Origin of the sequence: Prauserella alba, from assembly GCF_024171735.1 — a bacterium.
Classification (GTDB): domain Bacteria; phylum Actinomycetota; class Actinomycetes; order Mycobacteriales; family Pseudonocardiaceae; genus Prauserella; species Prauserella alba.
On sequence record NZ_JAMTCH010000003.1, the window covers coordinates 512,978 to 533,389 of the forward strand.

Sequence of the window (20,412 nt, forward strand, 5' to 3'; positions counted from 1 at the left end):
CAATGTCGAGAGTCGCCGGAGGTCGTCATGTACCAACAGGTTCCCGATCCGCTGTGGGGCAGTCTGGGATGGTCCGCGCTCGTCGCGGCTCTTCCACTGCTCACGCTGTTCGTGTTGCTGGGCGTGTTCCGTATACGTGCGTGGCTCGCATCGCTGATCGGGCTCGGATTGTCCATTGTGGTGGCGGTGGCGGCGTACGGGATGCCGCCTTTCACCGCTGTGAACTCGGCGCTCGAAGGCGCGGCGTTCGGTCTGTTCCCTGCGCTGTGGATTGTGGTGAACGCGATCTGGATCTATCAGATGACGCGTGTGTCGGGGCACTTCGATGTCTTGCGGCGCGCGTTCTCGCGGATCAGCGACGACCAGCGGGTGCAGGGCATCATCATCGCGTTCTCGTTCGGAGCGTTGCTCGAGGCGTTGGCGGGGTTCGGCGCGCCGGTGGCGATCTGTGCCGTGATGTTGGTAGCCGTCGGGCTCAAACCGGTCAAGGCCGCGACCGTGGCGTTGATCGCCAACACGGCTCCGGTGGCCTACGGCGCGGTGGCACTGCCGGTGATCACGCTGGCGAAGGTCACGGGCTTACCCCTGGACGACCTGTCGGCGATGACGGGGCGCCAGGTGCCGGTGCTGGCGCTGATCGTGCCGCTCGTGCTGGTCGTCGTGCTCGACGGCAAGCGCGGGTTGCGGGAGACCTGGCGCGAGGCGCTGGTGTGCGGCGCGGTTTTCGCCGTCGCCCAGTTCTTCATGGCGAACTACGGAGCGGTGCAGCTGACCGACATTGTCGCGGCGCTCGCGTCCGCGGCTGCGGTGCTCACGGTGGTGCGGTTGCGTAAGCGGCCGGCGGCCGGACCGGTGACGGACTCGGGAGGGCGCGCGCCCGTCGACGGTCCCGGCGCCGGACCGGTCGGCAGCGGGACCATCACCGCTGTGGAGACCGTCGCCGCCCCGTCCGACACACGTCTCGAGCGGCTGCGGTCGTTCGCACCGTACGCAACGATCATCGTGCTTTTCTCGGTGGCCGCCGTGCCGGCGATCGCGGATCTGCTCGATCGCACCACCGTTTCCTTCGACTGGCCCGGCCTCCACGTGGTCGACGCCGAGGGGCAGCCACTCAGCCTCGCCGAGTACAAGTTCGACTGGCTGGCCAGCAGCGGGACGGTACTGTTCGTCGCAGGCCTGCTGTCGATCCCGATGCTCGGGGTGCCGTTGCGTGAATCGGTGCGCGCGTTCGGAGATACCGTGCTGCAGCTCCGCACGGCAGGTGTGACGGTCATGGCGGTGCTCGGGCTCGCGTACGTGATGAACATGTCCGGGCAGACCGCGACGCTCGGCCTGCTGCTGGCAGGGGCGGGCGGTGCGTTCGCGTTCCTGTCGCCGTTGCTCGGCTGGTTCGGTACCGCCGTGACCGGGTCCGACACATCGGCCAATTCGCTCTTCGGTGCATTGCAGGTCAGTGCGGCCTCCGGGGCGGGACTCGACCCCGTCCTGATGGCTTCGGCCAACACCAGCGGCGGCGTGCTGGGCAAGATGGTGAGCCCGCAGAATCTCGCCATCGGCGCCAGCGCGGTCGGCCTCGCGGGACGGGAGGGCGAACTGTTCCGGAAGGTACTGGCGGCATCGGCGCTGTTCGTGCCGTTGATGTGCGTTCTCGTCTACCTGCAGTCCACGCCGGTGCTCTCGTGGATGGTGCCGTCGTGACGGCTGCGCGGGATGCTGTCGACGAGGCGAACGCGACGCTCGGTGCGGCACTGTCGACGCTCGGTGTGCCCGCCGATCTCGAGGAGGTGTTGGGCGGGATCCAGCTGGAGCTGCTTCGGCTCGGCGACGCGCTCGACGGCGACGGCGAGGCACCGTCGAGCGCGCGGATTCGGAGTGCACTGGCCGACCATCCGCTCCCGCCGGAGCTGCCTCCCGGATTCACCGTGTCGGCGGGCTTCAGTTCGGCGGTGGGGCTGCTCAAACTCGCGCGGATAACCGCCGTACGGGCATCACGGACGGTGACTCGTGGAGCGGCCGATTATCTGAGTGCTCTCGCCGACTTGTTGCTCGCCTCGGCTGCGCGAATCGATCGGGAAGAGCAGTGCGAGGTGCCGTTGGGAGTCTGTGGAGGTGTGGTCGGACCAACAGAGTGGTCACATTGACAGACCCGTGTGGTTCTGATTACCTTGAGTGACAGATCGCGGAGTCGAGGAATTCCGGTGAGAACCCGGACCGGTCGCGCCACTGTGATCGGGGCGCCGTGCGGCGGCCCCGGAGGCAGACCCTCCCTCCGCGCCCGTCCTTGATTGGGTCGCTCGAACCCAGAGGGAGGCACCACGATGATGTTCAGCCCCGGGAGCCGATCGTGACCAGCGACGCGGCGTGGGAGCCGGTCCGTCGTGTCCGTACCCATGAACAGGTACTGACCCAGATCCAGCAGAAGATCCTCGATGGCACGCTGCGTGCAGGGGAACGCCTGCCGAGCGAGCGCGAGCTGGTGAGCATGCTCGGAGTCAGCCGGACCAGCGTGCGCGAGGCGTTGCGTGCGCTCGAAGCCATGGGGATCGTCGAATCCCGCACGGGATCCGGGCAGGATGCGGGCTCGGTGATCACCGCGACGTCCACTCCTGCGATGACGAACCTGCTGCGGTTGCACATCGCGCTGGCCAGGATCAGCCTGTCCGACCTGGTCGACACCCGGGTCGAACTCGAGCGCAGCGCGGCCCGTGGGGCCGCGTCCGTGCGCACCGACGACGACCTGAGACACCTCGCGGAGCTGCTGGCCCAAATGCGGTCCACCGACTCCGATCCGCACGAGTTCAACGCTCTGGACACGGAGTTCCACGTGCTCATCGCGCGGATCTCCGGTAATGCGCTGGCCGTCGATCTGATGCAGGCGCTACGAGGTGCCGTCGAACACGAGATGGCCGAGACGTTCGCGCAGCTGGGGGACTGGCGTGCTGCGGCCGACGGGCTCATCGACGAGCACGAGGCGATCTACCGCGCGATCGAGAAGGGCAGCGGTGAACTGGCCGCAAACCTGGTCGCCGACCACATCACGACCTTCTACCGGGACCGCATCGCGGGCGGCGAGGACTGAGCGAGCGGCTCGGCGGGCCTTACAGCCGGTGGAAGCGCACCGCGTTGTCGTGGAAACAGTGCCCACTTCTCGGCGTCGGAGTAGTCCCGCGTGATCCCCTGAAACGGTCGGGACCTCGGCCGAATCCGGCAGCACGAACGGGAGTGTGCCGATCGGGGCCGCCGCGCTCACGGCCTCCGGCACCTGCGGGCACCGGAGGCCGTGAGCGGGTCAGCAGCCGTCAGGCCTTGACCGGGTCGAGTACGAAGCCGTAGTCGACCGCGACCGAGCCGTCGCCGGCGGGTTTCGGGGCGAGGATCAGCTCCGGTTTCACGGCCGAGGCGATGTCGTCGTCGTTGTGCTCGTCGCCGGGGAAGTACAGCTGGGCGGTCAGCAGCTCGTGGCCCGGCGCGGAGACCTTCACGTGGAGGTGGGCAGGCCGCCAGGCGTGCCAGCCCGCGGCGGCGATCAGCCTGCCGCAGGAGCCGTCGGTCGGAATCTGGTAGGGCGCGGGCTGGATCGTGGTGATCTCGAACCGGCCGCCCTCGCCCACGGTGAACGTGCCGCGCAGGTTCCACTGCGGCTGGCTCGGCTCGAACTGGCTGTAGTAGCCGTCGTTGTCGGCGTGCCACAGTTCGACCTTGGCGTCCTCCAGCGGAGTGCCGTCGGTGGCAGTGACCGTGCCGGTCCAGGTCAGCTTCGTGCCCTGCTCGTCCGCACGCATCGGGATGGTGCCGACACCGTTCTCGGCGCACTCGGGCGCGTCCGGAACGTAGTACGGGCCCTCGATCGTGCCCTTGCTGCCCTCACGGTGGTCCGTGGCGACCTCCTCGACGACGTGCTCGACCCACACGTCGAGGAACAGCGGCCATTCGCCGTCCTCGCCGACCTGGATCAGCCACGCCTTGAGCGCGTTGTACTCGTCGTAGGTGACCTTCTCCTCGCGGATCGTGTCGTGGATGGCCGACAACACCCGCTTGGCCAGCTTGTCCACCCGCGCCGGCGGGACGTCCTTGACGGCCTCGTACGGGTTCTTGTCGCTGGTGAAGTGCGCGGTGGCGTTGGCACCGGCGGCCGCGGCGGTGGGTTCGGCGGGAACGGTGGTCATGGGATCCTCCTTGATTCCGGTGTCGGGAGTGGTGGCCCTGCCGCCGGGGACTCAGACGTCCTGCCGGTAGTGGGCGAGCTTGTCGGGGTCGATCTCGACGCCGAGGCCCGTGCCGGGCCGGATGGCGAGTTCGCCGCCCGAGATCTGCAATGGTTCGGTGAGCAGGTCGTCGCTCATGTCCAGGAAGTTCGAGAGCTCACCGGCGCGCCGCGCGGTGAGTTCGAACGCCGCGCCGAACGCGACCGTGCACATCGACCCGAGCTGGCCGTCGATCTGGTTGCCCATCACGAGTTCGAGCCCCAGTCCTTCGGCCAGATGATGCGTCCGCTGCGCGAGGGTGAACCCGCTGCGGGCGACCTTGATGTTGATCGCGGTGGCCGAACCGCCCAGGATCTCGCGGGTGACATCGGCGGCGGTGACCGCCGACTCGTCGGCGATGAACGGAACATCCAACCTGGACACGAGCCAGCGCCGGCCCAGCACGTCGTCGGCGGGGGAGAGCTCCTCGGCGAACAGCAGGTCCAGGTCGGACATCTGCTGCATCGCCTTGGCCGACTCCGCCGCGGTCCACCCTCGGTTGCCGTCGACGTACAGCTCGACGCCCTCGCCGAGGTGTTCGCGCAGCGCCCGCACCACGGCGGTGTCCAGCGACACGGGACGCCTGCCGACCTTCACCTTGAACGTCGTGATGCCGTACTCGTCCCGCATGCGTTCGGCCTCGGCCACCATGGCCGCCGGTTCGTCGAACCCGAGCATGTGCGAGACACGCATCCGGTCGGTGTACCCGCCGAGTAGTTCGCTCACCCCGACGTCGAGGCTGCGGCCGAGCGCATCCCACACGGCCATGTCGATCGCGGCCTTCGCGGCGGGATTGCCGACCGTGCGGTGCATCCGCGCATGCATGGTCTCCCGTTCGAGCAGGCTCAGCCCCGTCAGCTGCGGCGCGAAGATCTGGTCGATCACGGCGATGATGCCGGTTTGCGTCTCCCCGTAGGTGAACGGCCGGGGCGGGGCCTCGGCGACACCGACGACGCCGTCGTCGGTGTGCACCCGCACCAGTACGTGCTCGGCCGCGTACACCTCGCCGGAGGCGAACTTCAGCGGCTTGCGGTAGGGGATGGCGAACGGGATCGCCTCGATCTGCGTGATCTTCATGAACTTCCCTCGGGATTCGGGGCCTCGGTGGCAGTGGGGACGGCGCCGGGGGAGGTGAGGGCGGGTTCGAGCACCTCGACGACCGAGCGCACCAGTGCGGAATCGCTGCCCGTGTGCCAGGCGAGTGCGAGTTCGACGGCACCGGCGTCGGTCAGGTCGCGGAACACGACGCCCTCGAGCGGCAGCGCGCGCGCCGACGTCGGCACCATGGCGATGCCGAGCCCTCCTGCGACCAGCGACAACAGCACCGCCGTGCCGGCGGCCTGGTGCTCGCGCTGCGGCGTGAACCCCGCGGCCTCACAGCTGCGGGTCACCGCGTCGTTGACCACGGAGTCCTTGCTCGCGTACCCGATGAACCCCTCGGTCCGCAGATCGGGCGTGGCCACGACGGGTTCGTGCGCCAACCGGTGGTCGGCGGGCACGGCCAGGATCAGCGGTTCGGACTCCACGACGCGCAGCTCGATGTCCTCGCCGCGTACCGGCGGGCGCAGAAAACCGAGGTCGAGATCGCCCGACCGGAGCAGGTCGCACTGGGCGGGCGTCAGCAGGTCGGCATTGACGTCGAGCGCGACCTCGGGCAGGTCGCGTTTGAGGGTCCTCGCGATCAGGGGCAGGTGCGAGAACGCGGCCGTGCCCGTGAACCCCATCCGCAACAGGCCGAGCCTGCCTCCTGCGATCTGCCGCACGCCGTGCACGCTGTCGGCCAGCGTGTCGAGCACCCGCTGCGCCTCGGCGAGGAAGAACTCGCCCGCCGGCGTCAGGCTCACCTGGCGGGTGGTGCGGGCGAACAGGGTCGCGCCCAGCTCGCCCTCCAACTGGCGGATCGCATGCGACAGCGCGGGCTGGGCCAGCCGCAACCGCTCGGCGGCACGGCCGAAGTGGCAGGTCTCGGCGACCGCGACGAAGTAGCGCAGATGACGTAGCTCCATCGCTGCGTCTCCTTCCGTGGCCGACCCGGCCCGCCTGCTGTGACCTGGGCCGATTCTTCACGGTACGGAGCAGCATTCATCCATGACAAGGACTTGTTTCCGCAGTATTGATAGACACCGTCGATCAATATCCCCCTGGGTCAGGACTCGGCATTTGCCTTGTTTGTCCCCGTTAACGGCGCTGCCACAGTCGGGACACCCGCCGATTTCAGAGCCGAACGGCTTCAGGAGGACTCCATGACCGAGACCCTTGACCACGTGTCGGACGTGATCGCCGACGCCGTCGTCGAAGACCCCGAAGCCGGTGTGTACCGCACCAACCGGCGGATCTTCACCGACGAGGAGACCTTCGAACTCGAGATGAAGCACATCTTCGAGAGCAACTGGATCTACCTCGCCCACGACAGTCAGCTGCCCAACCCCGGTGACTACTTCACCACCCACATCGGCCGCCAGCCCGTCGTGATCACCCGCGACAAGCAGGGCGAGCTGCACTGCCTCATCAACGCGTGCGCCCACCGCGGTGCGATGCTCTGCCGGCGCAAGACCGACAACCGCACCACGCTGACCTGCCCGTTCCACGGCTGGACGTTCCGCAACGACGGGAAGCTCCTCAAGGTCAAGGACCCGGACGGCGCCGGCTACCCCGACTCCTTCGACGCCGGCGGCTCGCACGACCTCACCAAGGTCGCCCGGTTCGACTCCTACCGCGGCTTCCTCTTCGGCAGCCTCAACCCCGACGTGCTCCCACTGGCCGAACACCTCGGCGACACCACGACGATCATCGACATGCTCGTGGACCAGTCACCGGAAGGGCTCGAAGTCCTCCGCGGCGCCTCCACCTACACCTTCGACGGCAACTGGAAGGTCCAGGCCGAGAACGGCGCCGACGGATACCACGTCACCGCCACCCACTGGAACTACGCCGCCACCACCTCCCGCCGGAACACCGGCGAGTCGAAGAACGAGACCAAGACCCTCGACGCGGGCAGCTGGGGCAAGTCCGGCGGCGGCTACTGGTCCTTCCCCCACGGCCACCTGTGCCTGTGGACCTGGGCAGGCAACCCGCAGGACCGTCCACTGTGGCCACGCATGGACGAGCTCAAGGAGGAGTTCGGCGACGCCAAGGGCGAGTTCATGGTCAAGGGGTCCCGCAACCTCTGCCTGTATCCGAACGTCTACCTGATGGACCAGTTCTCCACCCAGATCCGCCACTTCCGCCCCATCGCGCCGGACAAGACCGAAGTCACCATCTACTGCATCGCGCCCAAAGGTGAAAGCGACGAATCGCGTGCCTGGCGCATCCGCCAGTACGAAGACTTCTTCAACGCCTCCGGCATGGCCACTCCTGACGACCTCGAAGAGTTCCGCTCCTGCCAACTCACGTTCCGCGCCACCGCCGCGCCCTGGAACGACATGAGCCGCGGCGCCGAGCACTGGCTCACCGGTCCCGACGAGGTCGCCACCGCACTCGGCATGGAAGGCGTCATCTCCGCAGGCCAGCGCAACGAGGACGAAGGGCTCTACCCCGTCCAGCACGGTTACTGGGCCGACACCATGCGCGCCGCCGTCGAGAAGGAAGCATCCGGCAAGGGCGACGCCTGAAGCGCCCCGACGTCCGACCAGCCACGAGGAGGCTTTCCGGCATGACTGTCACCGCCGACACCGCCACCGACGGAGCAGACACCCCTCCGCGGACCAAACACATCACCCAGAACGACATCGAACAATTCCTCTACCGCGAGGCCCGCTACCTCGACGACCGCGAATTCGAGAAATGGCTCGAATGCTACGCCGACGACGTCGTCTACTGGATGCCGTGCTGGGACGACAACGGCAACCTCACGGAGAACCCTCAGCGGGAGCTGTCGCTCATCTACTACCCGAACAAGGGCGGCCTCGAAGACCGTGTCTTCCGCATCCGCACCGAACGCTCCAGCGCGACCTCCATCCCCGAGCCGCGCACCAGCCACAACATCACCAACGTGGAAGTCATCGAACGCCGCGGCGACCTCGTCGACATCCGGTTCAACTGGCACACCATGTACTTCCGGTACAACACCGTCGACCCGTACTACGGAACCTCGTTCTACACGGTCGACTTCTCCGGCGAATCGCCACTCATCCGCCGCAAGACCGTCATTCTCAAGAATGACTACATTCACCACGTCGTCGACATCTATCACATTTGATGAATTGACGGTGGTTGCGCTGCGTAGCGGTGCACGCGGCGGTGCCGGCAGGCCGGCACGGAACCGCCCGCAGGCGGTCCGAGACCGCGTGGCGAGCGCCTGGATCGCCGCTTTCGAAGACGTTTGCTAGGAGCTGTTGTGAGTCACCAAGTAGCGCTGTCCTTCGAGGACGGTGTCACCCGCTTCATCACGTGCGAGCCGGACCAGACCGTCGCCGACGCCTCGTACCGGCAGCGGATCAACATCCCGCTCGACTGCCGTGACGGCGCCTGCGGCACCTGCAAGGCGCTGTGCGAATCCGGTGACTTCGACGGCGGCACCTACATCGACGACGCCCTCACCGACGACGAAGCGGCCCGGGGCTACGTGCTGCCCTGCAGCATGACCCCCAGGTCCGATCTCGTCCTCCGCATCGCCACCACCTCCGAGGTCGCCAAGACCCAGGCGGGCACCTTCGAGGCCACCATCACCGGCCTCGACCGGCTCTCGCCGACCACCGTCGCACTCACCATCGAAACCCCACAGCGCGACGACCTGGCCTTCCTCCCCGGGCAGTACGTCAACATCACCGTGCCCGGCACCGACGAGACCCGCTCCTACTCGTTCAGCAACGGGCCCGATGAGAAATCCCTGACCTTCCTCATGAAGCTCGCCCCCGGCGGCGTCATGTCCGACTACCTCACCGGCCGCGCCGGCGTCGGCGACCAGCTCACCTTCACCGGCCCGCACGGCAGCTTCTTCCTCCGCGAAACCGACCGGCCGGTGCTGCTGCTCGCAGGCGGCACCGGCCTCGCCCCGATCCTGTCGATCCTGCGCACCATGGTGGCCACCGGATCGAGACGTCCCGTGCACCTGATCTACGGCGCCAGCACCGACGACGACGTCGTCGAACTCGGCACCATCGCCGAACTCGCCGCCCGGCTACCCCAACTCACCTGGGACTACGTCGTCTCCGACCCCGCTACCGCCGCGCCGAACAAGGGGTACGTCATGAGCCTCATCGGCGACGAACACCTCTACGACGGCGACGTCGCCGTCTACCTGTGCGGCCCGCCGCCCATGGTCGAGGCCGTCCGCGGCCACTTCACCGAACGCGGCATCGAACCCACCGGCGTCTACTACGAGAAGTTCGCCGTCGCCGCTGTACCTGATACCGCCGTACCCGATACCGCCGACACCGACGGCGCGGACACCGACACGACCGGCGACGACGGCATGGCGGGCCGAGTCGGGAGAGACGGCCGGGTCGGGGGAGACGGCCGCGAACCCACCGAACCGGAGGCCACCATGGACAGCGCCGTCCTCGCCCTCGAACCGGAACCACTCCTCGAAGTCGCAGCCCTCGGCGCGGGTGAAGGCCGCCGCATCGCAGGTCAGGACACCTTTCCCGGCACCACCGCCGAACCGGTCGGAGCTCACGTCGCGGCGGCCAGGCCCGCCGCCGCCGAGGCCGACACGATGCGCGCCATCGCCCGCCAGCCCATCTGGCCCGGCGGAGAGGGCCGGCCGCTCGACCGCGATCCCGGCGAGGAACTCCTGCCCGCCGGTGCCGCCCGCGCCGTCGCCGGCCAGGAGATGCACGCGGCCGATGAGGCGATGCGTCCTCTCTCCGCTGGGCCGGAGACCACCACCACCGCCACGACCGGGCCTCCCGCCGCGACGTCCCGCCCCGTCGCCGACGCTCCCGAGGCGTCGAACGCGTCGGCCACGACTCCGACTCCGGCCACGACTCCGGCCACGGCCACGACTCCGGCTACGACCCGGGCCGGTGCCGCCGCCTCGGAGACGGCGGACGGCTACGAGATCGGCGAGGAACACCCGTCGGTGCACGAGTCGGACGCCGTGTTCGACGCGCGGCAGGCACTCGAACTCGGGGTCGTCGAGCTCACCATCGGCAGGCTCACCTCGCAGCAACTGTCGGGATTCCGGTTGCTGGCGGAGGCAACCGTGCCCTATGTGGACGGTGACCGGTTCGTCGACGCGGCCGCGTACACCGAGACCAACGCCGCCTTCCACGACTACCTGTTCACCCTGACCGGCAACGACCACCTGCTCCAGGCCTACCGCGCTCTCGGCGTCAAAGGCCACATGGACGAGGTGCTGCGCGACGCCACGTGGTGCGACCCCCGCTGCACGCAGGACCATCTCGACATCGTGGCGGCGTTCGAAGCAGGCGACCGGCAGACGGCGCGGGCGCTCATCGCCGAACACGGCGCACGGTCGAAAGCCACCACCCGGCGTGCCATGAAGGACGCCGAACGCGCCACACGTCCCGCGTTCGTCTCGCCCGGCCGATTCGACGGCAAGGTCGTGGTCGTCACCGGCTCGGCCCAGGGCATCGGCGAACGCGCGGCCAGGCGGATCGGCGCGGAAGGCGGTCAGGTCGTGCTGGCCGACCGTTCCGACCTCGTCACCGGCGTCGCCGACGACGTCGTCGCGGCCGGCGGCCGGGCCCATGCGGTACTCGCCGACCTGGAGACGTTCGAGGGTGCGCAATCGGTGGTCGCCGCGGCGCTGGAGAGGTTCGGCCGCATCGACGTGCTGATCAACAACGTCGGCGGCGCGATGTGGTTCAAGCCCTACACCGAGTTCACCGCCGAGCAGATCCAGGCCGAGATCAACCGGTCGCTCATGACGACACTGTGGTCGTGCCGGGCCGTCCTCCCGGACATGGTCCGCCAGGGCGGGGGAACGGTCGTCAACGTCTCGTCGGTCGCACGCCGCGGCATCCACCGCATCCCGTACTCGGCGGCGAAGGGCGGGATCAACGCGATCACCGAGTCGTTGGCCCTGGAGTACGCCGACGCCGGCATCCGCGTCGTCGCGACGGCGCCGGGCGGTACCGAGGCGCCGCCCCGCCGGATCCCGCGCGGCGGCGACACGCCGGCGACCGAACAGGAACAGGCCTGGTTCCAGGCGCACATCGACCAGACCGTCGATTCCTCGCTGCTGAAGCGCTACGGCACCCTCGACGAACAGGCCGCCGTCATCGCGTTCCTCGCCTCGGACGAGGCCGCCTACGTCACCGGCACCGTCGTGCCGGTAGCCGGGGGCGACCAGGGCTGAGGCCCGCGGCGGTGGCCGCAGTGGCCGCCGCCGCGTGTTCATCGGGTCAGGCAGGGCGATCCCCGGCAGGACCCGCACCGGGACTCCGGTTCCACATTTCCGCGGTTCCACATCTCCGCACCCGCCACAGCGGGCCGACGCGGTCCACCGTCGCAGCACGCGGCGCACCGCGATGATCGTCATCCCCTTCTCCCCGGGAGTGCAGCAATGTCCGACTCCGACGCAACGAAGCGCCGGCGCACCGTCTTCTGGGTGGTCGCCCTGTCCGCGATCTCCCTCGTCTTCGACGGCTACGACCTGGTCGTGTACGGCACCGTCCTGCCCATCCTGCTCGACGACCCCAGCCACCTCGGCGCGATCAGCCCGGAACAGGGTGGGGCGCTCGGCAGCTACGCCCTCGTCGGCGTGCTGGTCGGCGCGCTCGCCGCGGGCACGTTCGGTGACCTCATCGGCCGCCGCCGGATCATGCTGCTGAACCTGGCGTGGTTCTCGCTGGGCATGGCGTTCACCGCCATGACCACCAGCGTCATGCTGTTCGGCATCGGCCGGTTCTTCACGGGTATCGGGGTGGGCGCCCTCGTCGGCACCGTCGGCGCGATCGTCGCCGAGTTCGCACCGACCCACCAGCGCAACCGCCTCAACGCGATCGTCTACAGCGGCATCCCCGCGGGCGGCGTGCTCGCCTCGCTGCTGGCGCTGGCGCTGACCGACGCGATCGGCTGGCGGGGCCTGTTCTGGATCGGCGCCATGCCGATCGTCACCGTGCTGCCGCTCGCGCTGATGAAGCTGCCCGAATCGGCGCAATGGCTCGCCTCGCGAGGCAGGCACGAACAGGCGCGCGCCGTGGCCGAGCGCAACGGCATTCAGCTGGTGCCGGAGACCGGCTCCGCCGGCGGCCGCGTCGGATTCCCCGCGCTGGCCACCCGTGCGCTCGCGTGGCCGACGCTGTTGCTCGGCACCATGAGCTTCGCCGGCCTGCTGCTGACGTACGGGCTCAACACGTGGCTGCCGGAGATCATGGGGGAGAACGGCTACGGCGAGGGCTACTCGCTGGCGTTCCTGCTCGTGCTCAACGGCGGCGCGATCGCCGGTGGCCTGCTCGCCTCCGCGTGGGCGGATCGGATCGGCGCGAAACGCGTCGTCAGCACGACGTTCGTGACGGCGGCGATCACGCTGGCGTTGCTTCCGCTCGACCTGCCCCTTGCCGTGCTCATGCTCGCCGTGGCCGTGGCGGGTACCGGCACGATCGGCACCCAGGTGCTCATCTACGGCCTCGTGTCGAACTACTACCCGACGCGGGCGCGTGGCGCCGGAGTCGCGTGGTGCGCCGGATTCGGCAGGCTCGGCGGCATCGGCGGGCCGGTCATCGGTGGCCTGCTCGTCGGGGCCGGGCTCGGCGGGATGGCGGCGTTCTACATCTTCGCCGGCATCGCCCTCCTCGCGGCACTCGTGACGCTGCTGGTTCCCCGTTCCGGCCGTGAGGTCGCGCAGCCGCGCACCGTACCGGAGGGCCAGCCGGAGCCGGCCTGAGAGCGCAGGGACTCGCGCGGCCGCGGCAGGGCAGGTGCGTCCTCCGCGGCCGCGCAGGACGGCGGAGGTGGAGCCGTGCCGGCCGGCGAGTTCCGTGGGCGCTGGTGTCGGTGGTGATGGCGTGGTCGGGGGACAGGTGGCACGTGACGCGGCTGCGAGGGCCGTACGGCGGCGGAGACCGGCGCCGGATCGGCGAGCCGGTACCGCGCGCTCCGGGCGATACAGTGCGAGCGTGAGCGACGAGGCCGCAGCCCTGACCGGTAGGGACCGCGCGCTGAGCACCCTGGAACGGGCCCTCGGCCGCGCCGCGGCGGCCGAACCCGGGTTCGCGGTCGTCACCGGTGGCGCGGGCACCGGTAAGACCGCGCTGCTCTCGGCGCTCGCCGCCCGGCACACGGGACCGGTGCATCGCAGTGCGGGCGTGTCGTGGGAGTCGGAACGCGTCTTCGGTGTCGCCGACCAGTTGGTCCGCGGCTTGGGAGACCCGTCGGGCATCCCCGGTGTGGCCGCCCGCATCGCCGCCCTCGCCGACCCCGGCGCGGACCACCCCGGTGACGCCCGGCGTACCGGATCCGCAGTCGCCGAGCCAGGCCAGGACGGCCCGCAGGCCGGGGACCCGGACGAGGCGCGTCCCGCCACGCTGCTGCTCGTCGACGACGCGCAGTGGGCCGACGAGGAATCGCTGCGCGCGCTGGTCTCGGCGGTGCGGTACCACCCGACGGCGCGACTGCTGGTCGTCGCGGCCACGCGCAGCACCGACCGCGATGTGCTGCGCCAGGCGACGACGACGGTCGTGCACCTGCCCGCACTCGGCGTCCGCGAGGTGGCCGATCTCGCCGCGGCCCGCGGTGTGGTGCTGTCACGGGCCATGGCCGAACAGCTGACCCGGCACACGTCCGGGGTTCCGGCGCACGTCGTCGACCTGCTCACCGAAGTGCCGCCGGACACGTGGCGCCGTTTCGACCCGCGGCTGCCCGCGCCCGGCGCGGTCGTCCGGCGTGTGGCCGCAGCACGGGAGCGCTGTTCCGCGCCCGCCCGCAGGCTCGTCGACGCAGCGGCGGTGCTCGGGCAGGGCGCCGCCGTCCGTGACGTCGCGATGTTGGCGGGGCTGGGCGACGGTCCCGGTGGGCTGCTCGACGTCGCCGACGAGGCGTGCGCCAGTGGGCTCGTCCGTACCGGACCGCGCGGGCTCACCGAGCTCGGGCCCACCGATCCGATGGTGCGCGCGGCAGTGCTGGACACACTCGGCCATGCCGCGGCCGCCGACCTGTGCACGCGGGCCGCGGAGCTCGTCGACGACCCGGTTCAACAGGCGCGACTGCTCGTCGCAGCCACCCCGGTGCCCGATGCGGCACTGGCCGACCGGCTCGACACGCTGGCCGCCGACCACGCCGAGGAGGGCGCGTGGGGCGTCGCCGCGTCACTGCTGAGCGACGCGGGCAGGCTCACCGAGGACAGGCTCGTCCGCGAACGCCGCATGACCCGGGCCGTCGACGCGCTGATCGGGGCGGGCGACGCCCTCGGTGCGGGCGCGCTGGTCCCCGAGGTCGAGGGACTGCGCGAGACGCCGCTGCGCAACGCCGTGCTGGGTTACCTCGCCGTCGTGCGGGGCAGACCGGCCGAAGCGCAGGCACGGCTCGACCGGGCGTGGCGGCTCGTCAACCCCGACCGAGACTCGGGCGTCGCGGCGGTGATCGCCCAGCGGTACGTGCTGCACTGCCTGTGCCGGTGCCGTGCCGAAGACCTCGTCACCTGGGCCGACCGGGCGATGGCGCTGGCGGGGGAGCACGATCCGACCACGGTCGAGGCTGCGGCCATTCGCGGCCTCGGCCTCGCGGGCACCGGCCGGGGCGACGAGGCGGCCGCGGCCTACTCCGAGCTGGCCGATCGGGTTCCCTCGGGTGCGCAGTGGCAGCGCATCGTCATGGGACGCGGCTGGCTGGGGCTCGGCCGCGACGCGCTCGACGATGCCCGGACCGACCTCGAACTCGGCGTTCCGACCACCGTGCTGGGCGGGTCGACCCGCGTGTCCCTGTGGGCGCGGGGGTGGCTGGCGCGGACCCAGTTCCTCACCGGCGAGTGGGACGAGGCGCTGCGCACGGTGCACGCCGCGCAGGACGTGCTCGACCGCAGCGGTATCGCCGTGACAGGGCCGCTGCTGCACTGGTCGGCGGTCGCCGTGCACGCGCTGCGCGGCGAGTGGGACGCGGTGGCGGCGACGATGCACCGTGTCGACGCCGGGCCGCGCGACTACGAGATCATGCAGCTGCCCTCGTGCCTCGCGCACGCACTGGTGGCGGAGGTGAAGGCCGACGCCGCAGGAGTGTTGCGGGCGTTGCGGCCGTTGACGAAACGGTGGGCGCACAGTTCGGTCGACGACGAACCGGGCCGCTGGCCGTGGGCCGACATGTACGCGCACGCGCTGGTCGCCGAGGGCCGTGTCGACGAGGCCGACACGTTCCTGCTCCCGCACGAACAGCGAGCGACCGAACGAGGCCCCGCATCGGCGCGTGCCCGGCTGCGGGCGGCCCGCGGGCGGATCGCCGCCGGCCGCGGCGACCTCGGCGAGGCGCGCACCGCGTTCGGCGATGCCCTCGACCTGCTCGAAGGGCTGCCCCTGCGTTACGACCGCGCCCGCACCGAGTTCATCCACGGCCAGGTGCTGCGGCGGGCGGGCAAGCGCAAGGAGGCCGACGACGCGTTCACGGCTGCCCGCGAGGTGTTCGCGGCGCTCGGCGCGGTGACCTACGTCGAGCGCTGTGACCGCGAGACCAAGGCGGGTGGCGTGCGCGCGCCGCGCAGCGAGCGGGACCCCGGTGAGCTGACCCCGCAGGAGCAGGCCGTCTCCCGGCTCGTCGCGCAGGGCATGACGAACCGGGAGGTGGCCGCCGAGCTGTACCTGTCGACCAAGACCGTGCAGTTCCACCTCACGCGCGTCTACGGCAAACTCGGTGTCCGCTCCCGGTCGGAACTGGCCGCCCGGCTCGGCGGCGCGGACTGACGGGAGACGCCGACGCCCTCAGCGGAGCGTGGTGGTTCGGCGCGTGTGGTGGTTCGGCGCAGTGGCGTGTTCCAGTGGTGCCGTGGTTCAGCGCAGCGCCGCGTTCCAGGCGTGGCGCTGCGGCGGCGTGGTGTTCAGCGCAGCGCGACGGTCAGCAGCACGGCCGTGTCGGTGAGGGCGTCGAGGCTGTGCCGTTCGGGCGGGACCGACAGGAGGTCGCCGGCGTCGACGGACCATTCGCGGTCCGCGGTGTGCAGCCGGGCGCGGCCGACGAGGACCTGCAGCGTCGCGGCCGGCGGCGCGTCGTGCTTGCCCAGTTGCGCGCCCTCGGCCAGCGCGATGACGGTCGCCCGCTGGGACGGACCGGAGGTGACGGTCCGCGCGGCGCGCCGGGAATCGTGCTCGCGTGCGATGCCGAGCAGTTCGCGGGCCAGGTCGGTGAGGGCGGTTCGCTCCGGATGGCCGGTCATGTCGCGGCGTCCCACCCCCGCGCCGTGGAGCCCTGCGCCGTGGAGCCCTGCGCTGTCCGCATCTGTCCTGTTCGAGTACGTGCCCGTCATGTCCCGCCGCCTCCGTACGAGTCGGGTGGTCCGAGGACCTCACACGGTCATTGTCGGCCGGGTGCGGCGCCGCTGCCACGCGGCGGACGGGACGGCAGGCCGAGGCCGGTCCGGATCGTTTCGTGAGCTGACACCCCGTGGATCTGCCCGAATGATCGTTCCGGACACCGACGTCGTCTCGGAGTTCATGTCTTCGGCGCCGGACGAGGGGTCGCTGACTGGGGCTGGACCGTCGTCCGGCCGACGTACTCTTCGTGACCGCCGTGACGGTGTCGGTGAACTGACCTACGGAGTGCGGCGGCTGCCTGCCGGCCGCCGGAGGGATGCGCTCCTGACCAACGATGCGTTCCTGACCAACGATGCGTTCCTGACCAACACTGCGGAACTGGTGAACGGGGCGTTCCACGGTCGCTTGCTTGCCGTCGACCCTCACACGCGGCCACGCACTACGGGGCCGTCAAAACCGACGGCTCCGTGACGTTCTCGGCCGCAGTCGGAACCCGGTCCCGGTTCGACGTAGCCACAGGTGCCGGAGCGCAGCGTGAGCGGAAACGCCGAGCACGGGGCGCTGGTGGGGCGGGCGCATGACACGCGCCCTCGTCGAGGCCCGGGTCGGCCGTCGGGAGTGGTCGGAACGCGCAACACGCGCCCCGGAACGCGCAACACGCGCCCCCGAACGCGCAACACGCGCCCCGGAATGCGCAACACGCGCCCCCGAATCGGGTGGCTGCCGGCCGCGGGGGTTCGGCTCAGTTGCGGCGCCAGGCCGTGCGGCGGCGCTTGAGGTCGTAGACCAGGCCGAGAGCGACGGCGGCGGCGATGCCCACGAGCCAGAGGTTCGCCATGTTGCCCTCGTGGTTGCCGATCAGCATCATCAGCAGCGCGAACACGGTGAACCAGCCGGCACCCTGCGTGGCCTTGGGGAACCCGCCGTGCCAGCCCCACTCGGCGGACGGCTCCTCGTGCGGGTCGACCCCGTTCGAGTAACTCACCTCGTCGCCAGTGCGCTTCTCGACCGCGTTTCCAGCCACGTTCACTCCTCACGTGCTCGGACTCGTGCTCGACAGGCATGATCCCACATGCCTGCTGTCACGCCGCTGTCAGGAGTCCGAGAGAATGGCCACGTGACCTATCCACGCAGCGTCCTCGTCCTCGGTTCCACCGGGTCGATCGGCACCCAGGCGCTCGACATCGCCGCGCGCTATCCGCAGCAGTTCCGGATCGCCGGTATCGCCGCGGGCGGCTCCGATCCGAAGGTGCTGGCTGCGCAGGCCATCGAACACGGCGTGAACTCGGTGGCGATCACGCGGGCCACGTCCGTCGAAGACCTGCAGCTCGCGCTGTACGCCGAGGCGCAGCGGCGCGGCTACGCCCGGGGCGAGTTCGCGGTGCCGCGGATCTTCGCGGGTGCCGACGCCGTGACCGACCTGATCGACGCCGAACGGGCCGACGTCGTGCTCAACGGCCTGCCGGGTTCGCAGGGGCTGCGCCCGACGCTCGCCGCGATCGACACGGGCGCCTCGCTGGCCCTGGCCAACAAGGAGTCACTCATCGCGGGCGGCCCGCTCGTGCTCGGCGCCGCCGCCCCCGGGCAGCTGGTGCCCGTCGACTCGGAGCACTCGGCGCTCGCGCAGGCCCTGCGCAGCGGCCGTGCCGACGAGGTCGACCGGCTCGTGCTCACCGCCTCCGGCGGCCCGTTCCGCGGGCGGACCAGGGCGGACATGGCCGACGTCACAGTCGACGACGCCATGGCGCATCCCACGTGGGCGATGGGGCCGCTCATCACGATCAACTCGGCGACACTCGTCAACAAGGGCCTCGAACTGATCGAGGCGCACCTGCTGTTCGACATCCCCTGTGACCGCATCGACGTGACGGTGCATCCGCAGTCGATCGTGCACTCCATGGTCACGTTCACCGACGGTTCGACGATCGCCCAGGCCAGCCCGCCGGACATGCGCCTGCCGATCGCGCTGGCGCTGCACTGGCCGGACCGGGTGCCGGGCGCCACCCGCCCCTGCAGGTGGGACACCGCAGCGCAGTGGACGTTCGAGCCGCTGGACGACGAGGCGTTCCCCGCTGTCGAGCTGGCCCGCGAGGCCGGCGCGGCGGGCGGCTGCCTGCCCGCGGTGTTCAACGCCGCCAACGAGGAACTGGTGGGAGCCTTCCTGGCCGGAAACGCCGGTTTCACGTCCATCGTGGACACTGTGAGTGCGGTGGTCGCCGCAGCCGACGAATGGCGCCGCGAACCCGCTGGCGTTGATGACGTCTTCGCAGCAGAGGAGTGGGCACGCGTGCGTGCCCGCGAGGTCGGGGGACCGATGATCGGTAACGGAGGAAAGTAGCGGGTGCTCGTCTACATCCTGGGGGTCGTGCTCTTCGCGCTCGGCATCTGCATCTCGGTGGCGTTGCACGAGGCGGGCCACATGATCGCCGCCAAGTCGTTCGGGATGAAGGTGCGGCGCTACTTCGTCGGCTTCGGCCCGACGGTGTTCTCGTTCCGCCGCGGCGAGACCGAGTACGGCCTGAAGTGGCTGCCCTTCGGCGGTTTCTGCGACATCGCGGGTATGACCGCGCTCGACGAGGTCACCGACGACGAGCGGCCACGCGCGATGTACCGGTTCAAGACGTGGAAGCGCACCGTCGTCATGGCGGCCGGGTCGTTCACCCACTTCGTCCTGGGCTTCGTCGTGCTGTACCTGCTGGCGGTCACGATGGGCCTGCCGAACCTGTTCGGCACGCCGGAGATCTCGCAGGTGTCGCCGTGTGTCCAGGACGCGCGCACCAACCAGCAGTACACGAACCCGACCTGTGATCCGGGAGCGCCCGCGCCGGCCCGTGACGGCGGGATCCGGCAGGGCGACGTGATCGTGGCGGTGAACGGCCAGGAGACCCCGACCTACAACGACGTCGTGGCCGAGGTGCAGAACCTGTCCGGCCCCACCGACTTCCGCGTCGAGCGCGGCGGCGAGGTCATCCCGCTGACCGTCGACGTGGAGAAGGTCACACGGCCGGTGACCGATCCGGAGAACCCCGAGGCCAGGAAGCTCGTCGACATCGGGTCGATCGGCGTGACGTTCACCAACCGCTGGGAGTACGGCGCTGCGGAGGCGATCGGCGGCACGGCCGCGTTCACCGGCGACCTCGTGGCCGAGACGTGGAACCGGCTGCTCGAACTGCCCGAGCGGGTACCCGCGGTCGTCGAGGCGATCTTCGGTGCGGAACGCGATCCGAACACGCCGATCAGCGTCGTCGGGGCCAGCCGGATCGGCGGCGAGGCCGCCCAGGAGGGCCTGTGGGAACTGTTCTTCTTCCTGCTGGCCAGCCTCAACTTCTTCGTCGGCATCTTCAACCTGCTGCCGTTGCTGCCGCTCGACGGCGGTCACATCGCGGTGACCTGGTACGAACGTGTTCGCGATTGGCTGCGAAAACTGCGCGGCAAGGCGGCTGCCGGACCGGTCGACTACACGAAGCTCAACGCTGTGACGATGGTCATCATCGTCGTCGGCGGCGCGTTCGTGCTGTTGACCATCACCGCCGACGTGGTCAACCCGATCCGTATCACCGAATAGGCGCCACTGATCTTCCCTTGATCATGGTCGCCCGGTGGGAGCCGAGGCGGGGTGAACCGGTGCGGGCGCCCGCGCTCGGCTGTGCCCGGCCCGCCCGGCCCGCCCGGCCCGCCCGGTTCGCGTGCCGGGCGGGGGCCACACGGCCTTCGATGCCGTGACGATGGCCATTGTCGTCATCGGCGGCGCGTGGCCGATCCGGGCGCGAGTATCCTGGGAGCGAACGCGTTCGCCGACTTTGCAG

At 70.2% G+C, this 20,412-nt stretch carries 15 protein-coding genes; 10 read left to right on the forward strand and 5 right to left on the reverse strand.

Features of this window, described 5'->3' with window-relative positions; translation table 11 throughout:
- The first annotated feature begins 27 nt into the window (after positions 1-27).
- The 3 genes from LY12_RS02245 (at position 28) to LY12_RS02255 (ending at position 3,079) form a co-directional block, all read left to right on the forward strand.
- Positions 28-1,698, forward strand: coding sequence for an L-lactate permease (locus tag LY12_RS02245; RefSeq protein ID WP_253852993.1), 1,671 nt, complete (start codon positions 28-30; stop codon positions 1,696-1,698).
- Positions 1,695-2,141, forward strand: coding sequence for an ATP:cob(I)alamin adenosyltransferase (locus tag LY12_RS02250; protein WP_253852994.1), 447 nt, complete (start codon positions 1,695-1,697; stop codon positions 2,139-2,141). Before LY12_RS02245 ends, LY12_RS02250 begins: the two co-directional genes overlap by 4 nt.
- Positions 2,142-2,344: 203 nt before the next feature.
- Entirely contained in the window at positions 2,345-3,079 is a 735-nt protein-coding gene (locus LY12_RS02255) for a FadR/GntR family transcriptional regulator (protein ID WP_253852995.1), read from the forward strand.
- A 220-nt stretch (positions 3,080-3,299) separates the two neighbouring features.
- Here LY12_RS02255 and catA read toward each other — a convergent pair whose 3' ends face one another.
- From catA to LY12_RS02270, 3 genes are read right to left on the reverse strand one after another with little or no spacing between them, the layout of a single operon-like run.
- Positions 3,300-4,166 (reverse strand): catechol 1,2-dioxygenase, encoded by an 867-nt coding sequence (catA, locus tag LY12_RS02260; RefSeq protein ID WP_253852996.1) that lies wholly within the window; start codon positions 4,164-4,166, stop codon positions 3,300-3,302.
- 51 nt (positions 4,167-4,217) lie between these two features.
- Complete coding sequence (locus tag LY12_RS02265) at positions 4,218-5,321, reverse strand: mandelate racemase/muconate lactonizing enzyme family protein (protein WP_253852997.1); 1,104 nt, start codon at positions 5,319-5,321, stop codon at positions 4,218-4,220.
- Complete coding sequence (locus LY12_RS02270) at positions 5,318-6,250, reverse strand: LysR family transcriptional regulator (RefSeq protein WP_253852998.1); 933 nt, start codon at positions 6,248-6,250, stop codon at positions 5,318-5,320. Before LY12_RS02270 ends, LY12_RS02265 begins: the two co-directional genes overlap by 4 nt.
- Positions 6,251-6,487: 237 nt before the next feature.
- Between LY12_RS02270 and benA the strand changes: the two genes are divergently transcribed.
- The 5 genes from benA to LY12_RS02295 all read left to right on the forward strand — a co-directional run bounded on the left by benA (position 6,488) and on the right by LY12_RS02295 (position 16,039).
- Positions 6,488-7,855, forward strand: a complete 1,368-nt coding sequence (benA, locus tag LY12_RS02275) for a benzoate 1,2-dioxygenase large subunit (protein ID WP_253852999.1) — start codon at positions 6,488-6,490, stop codon at positions 7,853-7,855.
- A gap of 41 nt (positions 7,856-7,896) precedes the next feature.
- The gene (gene benB, locus LY12_RS02280) at positions 7,897-8,442 is read left to right on the forward strand and encodes a benzoate 1,2-dioxygenase small subunit (protein WP_253853000.1); all 546 of its coding nucleotides are present in this window, start codon (positions 7,897-7,899) and stop codon (positions 8,440-8,442) included.
- Between the two features lie 138 nt (positions 8,443-8,580).
- Positions 8,581-11,508, forward strand: a complete 2,928-nt coding sequence (gene benC / locus LY12_RS02285) for a benzoate 1,2-dioxygenase electron transfer component BenC (RefSeq protein WP_253853001.1) — start codon at positions 8,581-8,583, stop codon at positions 11,506-11,508.
- A 207-nt stretch (positions 11,509-11,715) separates the two neighbouring features.
- On the forward strand, positions 11,716-13,038 hold the full coding sequence (locus LY12_RS02290; RefSeq protein ID WP_253853002.1) for an MFS transporter: 1,323 nt from the start codon (positions 11,716-11,718) through the stop codon (positions 13,036-13,038).
- 232 nt (positions 13,039-13,270) lie between these two features.
- Positions 13,271-16,039: a helix-turn-helix transcriptional regulator gene (locus LY12_RS02295; RefSeq protein ID WP_253853003.1), complete on the forward strand. Its 2,769-nt coding sequence runs from the start codon at positions 13,271-13,273 to the stop codon at positions 16,037-16,039.
- 134 nt (positions 16,040-16,173) lie between these two features.
- Here LY12_RS02295 and LY12_RS02300 read toward each other — a convergent pair whose 3' ends face one another.
- A complete protein-coding gene (locus LY12_RS02300) occupies positions 16,174-16,599 on the reverse strand; it encodes a cupin domain-containing protein (RefSeq protein WP_308292052.1) in 426 nt (141 codons plus the stop codon).
- Between the two features lie 749 nt (positions 16,600-17,348).
- Entirely contained in the window at positions 17,349-17,630 is a 282-nt protein-coding gene (locus LY12_RS02305; protein WP_253853004.1) for a DUF2631 domain-containing protein, read from the reverse strand.
- A 93-nt stretch (positions 17,631-17,723) separates the two neighbouring features.
- Between LY12_RS02305 and dxr the strand changes: the two genes are divergently transcribed.
- Positions 17,724-18,944: a 1-deoxy-D-xylulose-5-phosphate reductoisomerase gene (gene dxr / locus LY12_RS02310; RefSeq protein ID WP_253853005.1), complete on the forward strand. Its 1,221-nt coding sequence runs from the start codon at positions 17,724-17,726 to the stop codon at positions 18,942-18,944.
- A gap of 3 nt (positions 18,945-18,947) precedes the next feature.
- Complete coding sequence (locus tag LY12_RS02315; protein WP_253853006.1) at positions 18,948-20,171, forward strand: M50 family metallopeptidase; 1,224 nt, start codon at positions 18,948-18,950, stop codon at positions 20,169-20,171.
- The last annotated feature ends 241 nt before the right edge of the window (positions 20,172-20,412 follow it).

Bases quoted from the DNA above. Each gene is read 5' to 3' on its own strand.
- LY12_RS02245 (WP_253852993.1), top strand. From the start codon at position 28: ATGTACCAACAGGTTCCCGATCCGCTGTGGGGCAGTCTGGGATGGTCC.
- catA (WP_253852996.1), bottom strand. From the start codon at position 4,166: ATGACCACCGTTCCCGCCGAACCCACCGCCGCGGCCGCCGGTGCCAAC.
- LY12_RS02265 (WP_253852997.1), bottom strand. From the start codon at position 5,321: ATGAAGATCACGCAGATCGAGGCGATCCCGTTCGCCATCCCCTACCGC.
- LY12_RS02270 (WP_253852998.1), bottom strand. From the start codon at position 6,250: ATGGAGCTACGTCATCTGCGCTACTTCGTCGCGGTCGCCGAGACCTGC.
- benA (WP_253852999.1), top strand. From the start codon at position 6,488: ATGACCGAGACCCTTGACCACGTGTCGGACGTGATCGCCGACGCCGTC.
- benB (WP_253853000.1), top strand. From the start codon at position 7,897: ATGACTGTCACCGCCGACACCGCCACCGACGGAGCAGACACCCCTCCG.
- LY12_RS02290 (WP_253853002.1), top strand. From the start codon at position 11,716: ATGTCCGACTCCGACGCAACGAAGCGCCGGCGCACCGTCTTCTGGGTG.
- LY12_RS02300 (WP_308292052.1), bottom strand. From the start codon at position 16,599: ATGACGGGCACGTACTCGAACAGGACAGATGCGGACAGCGCAGGGCTC.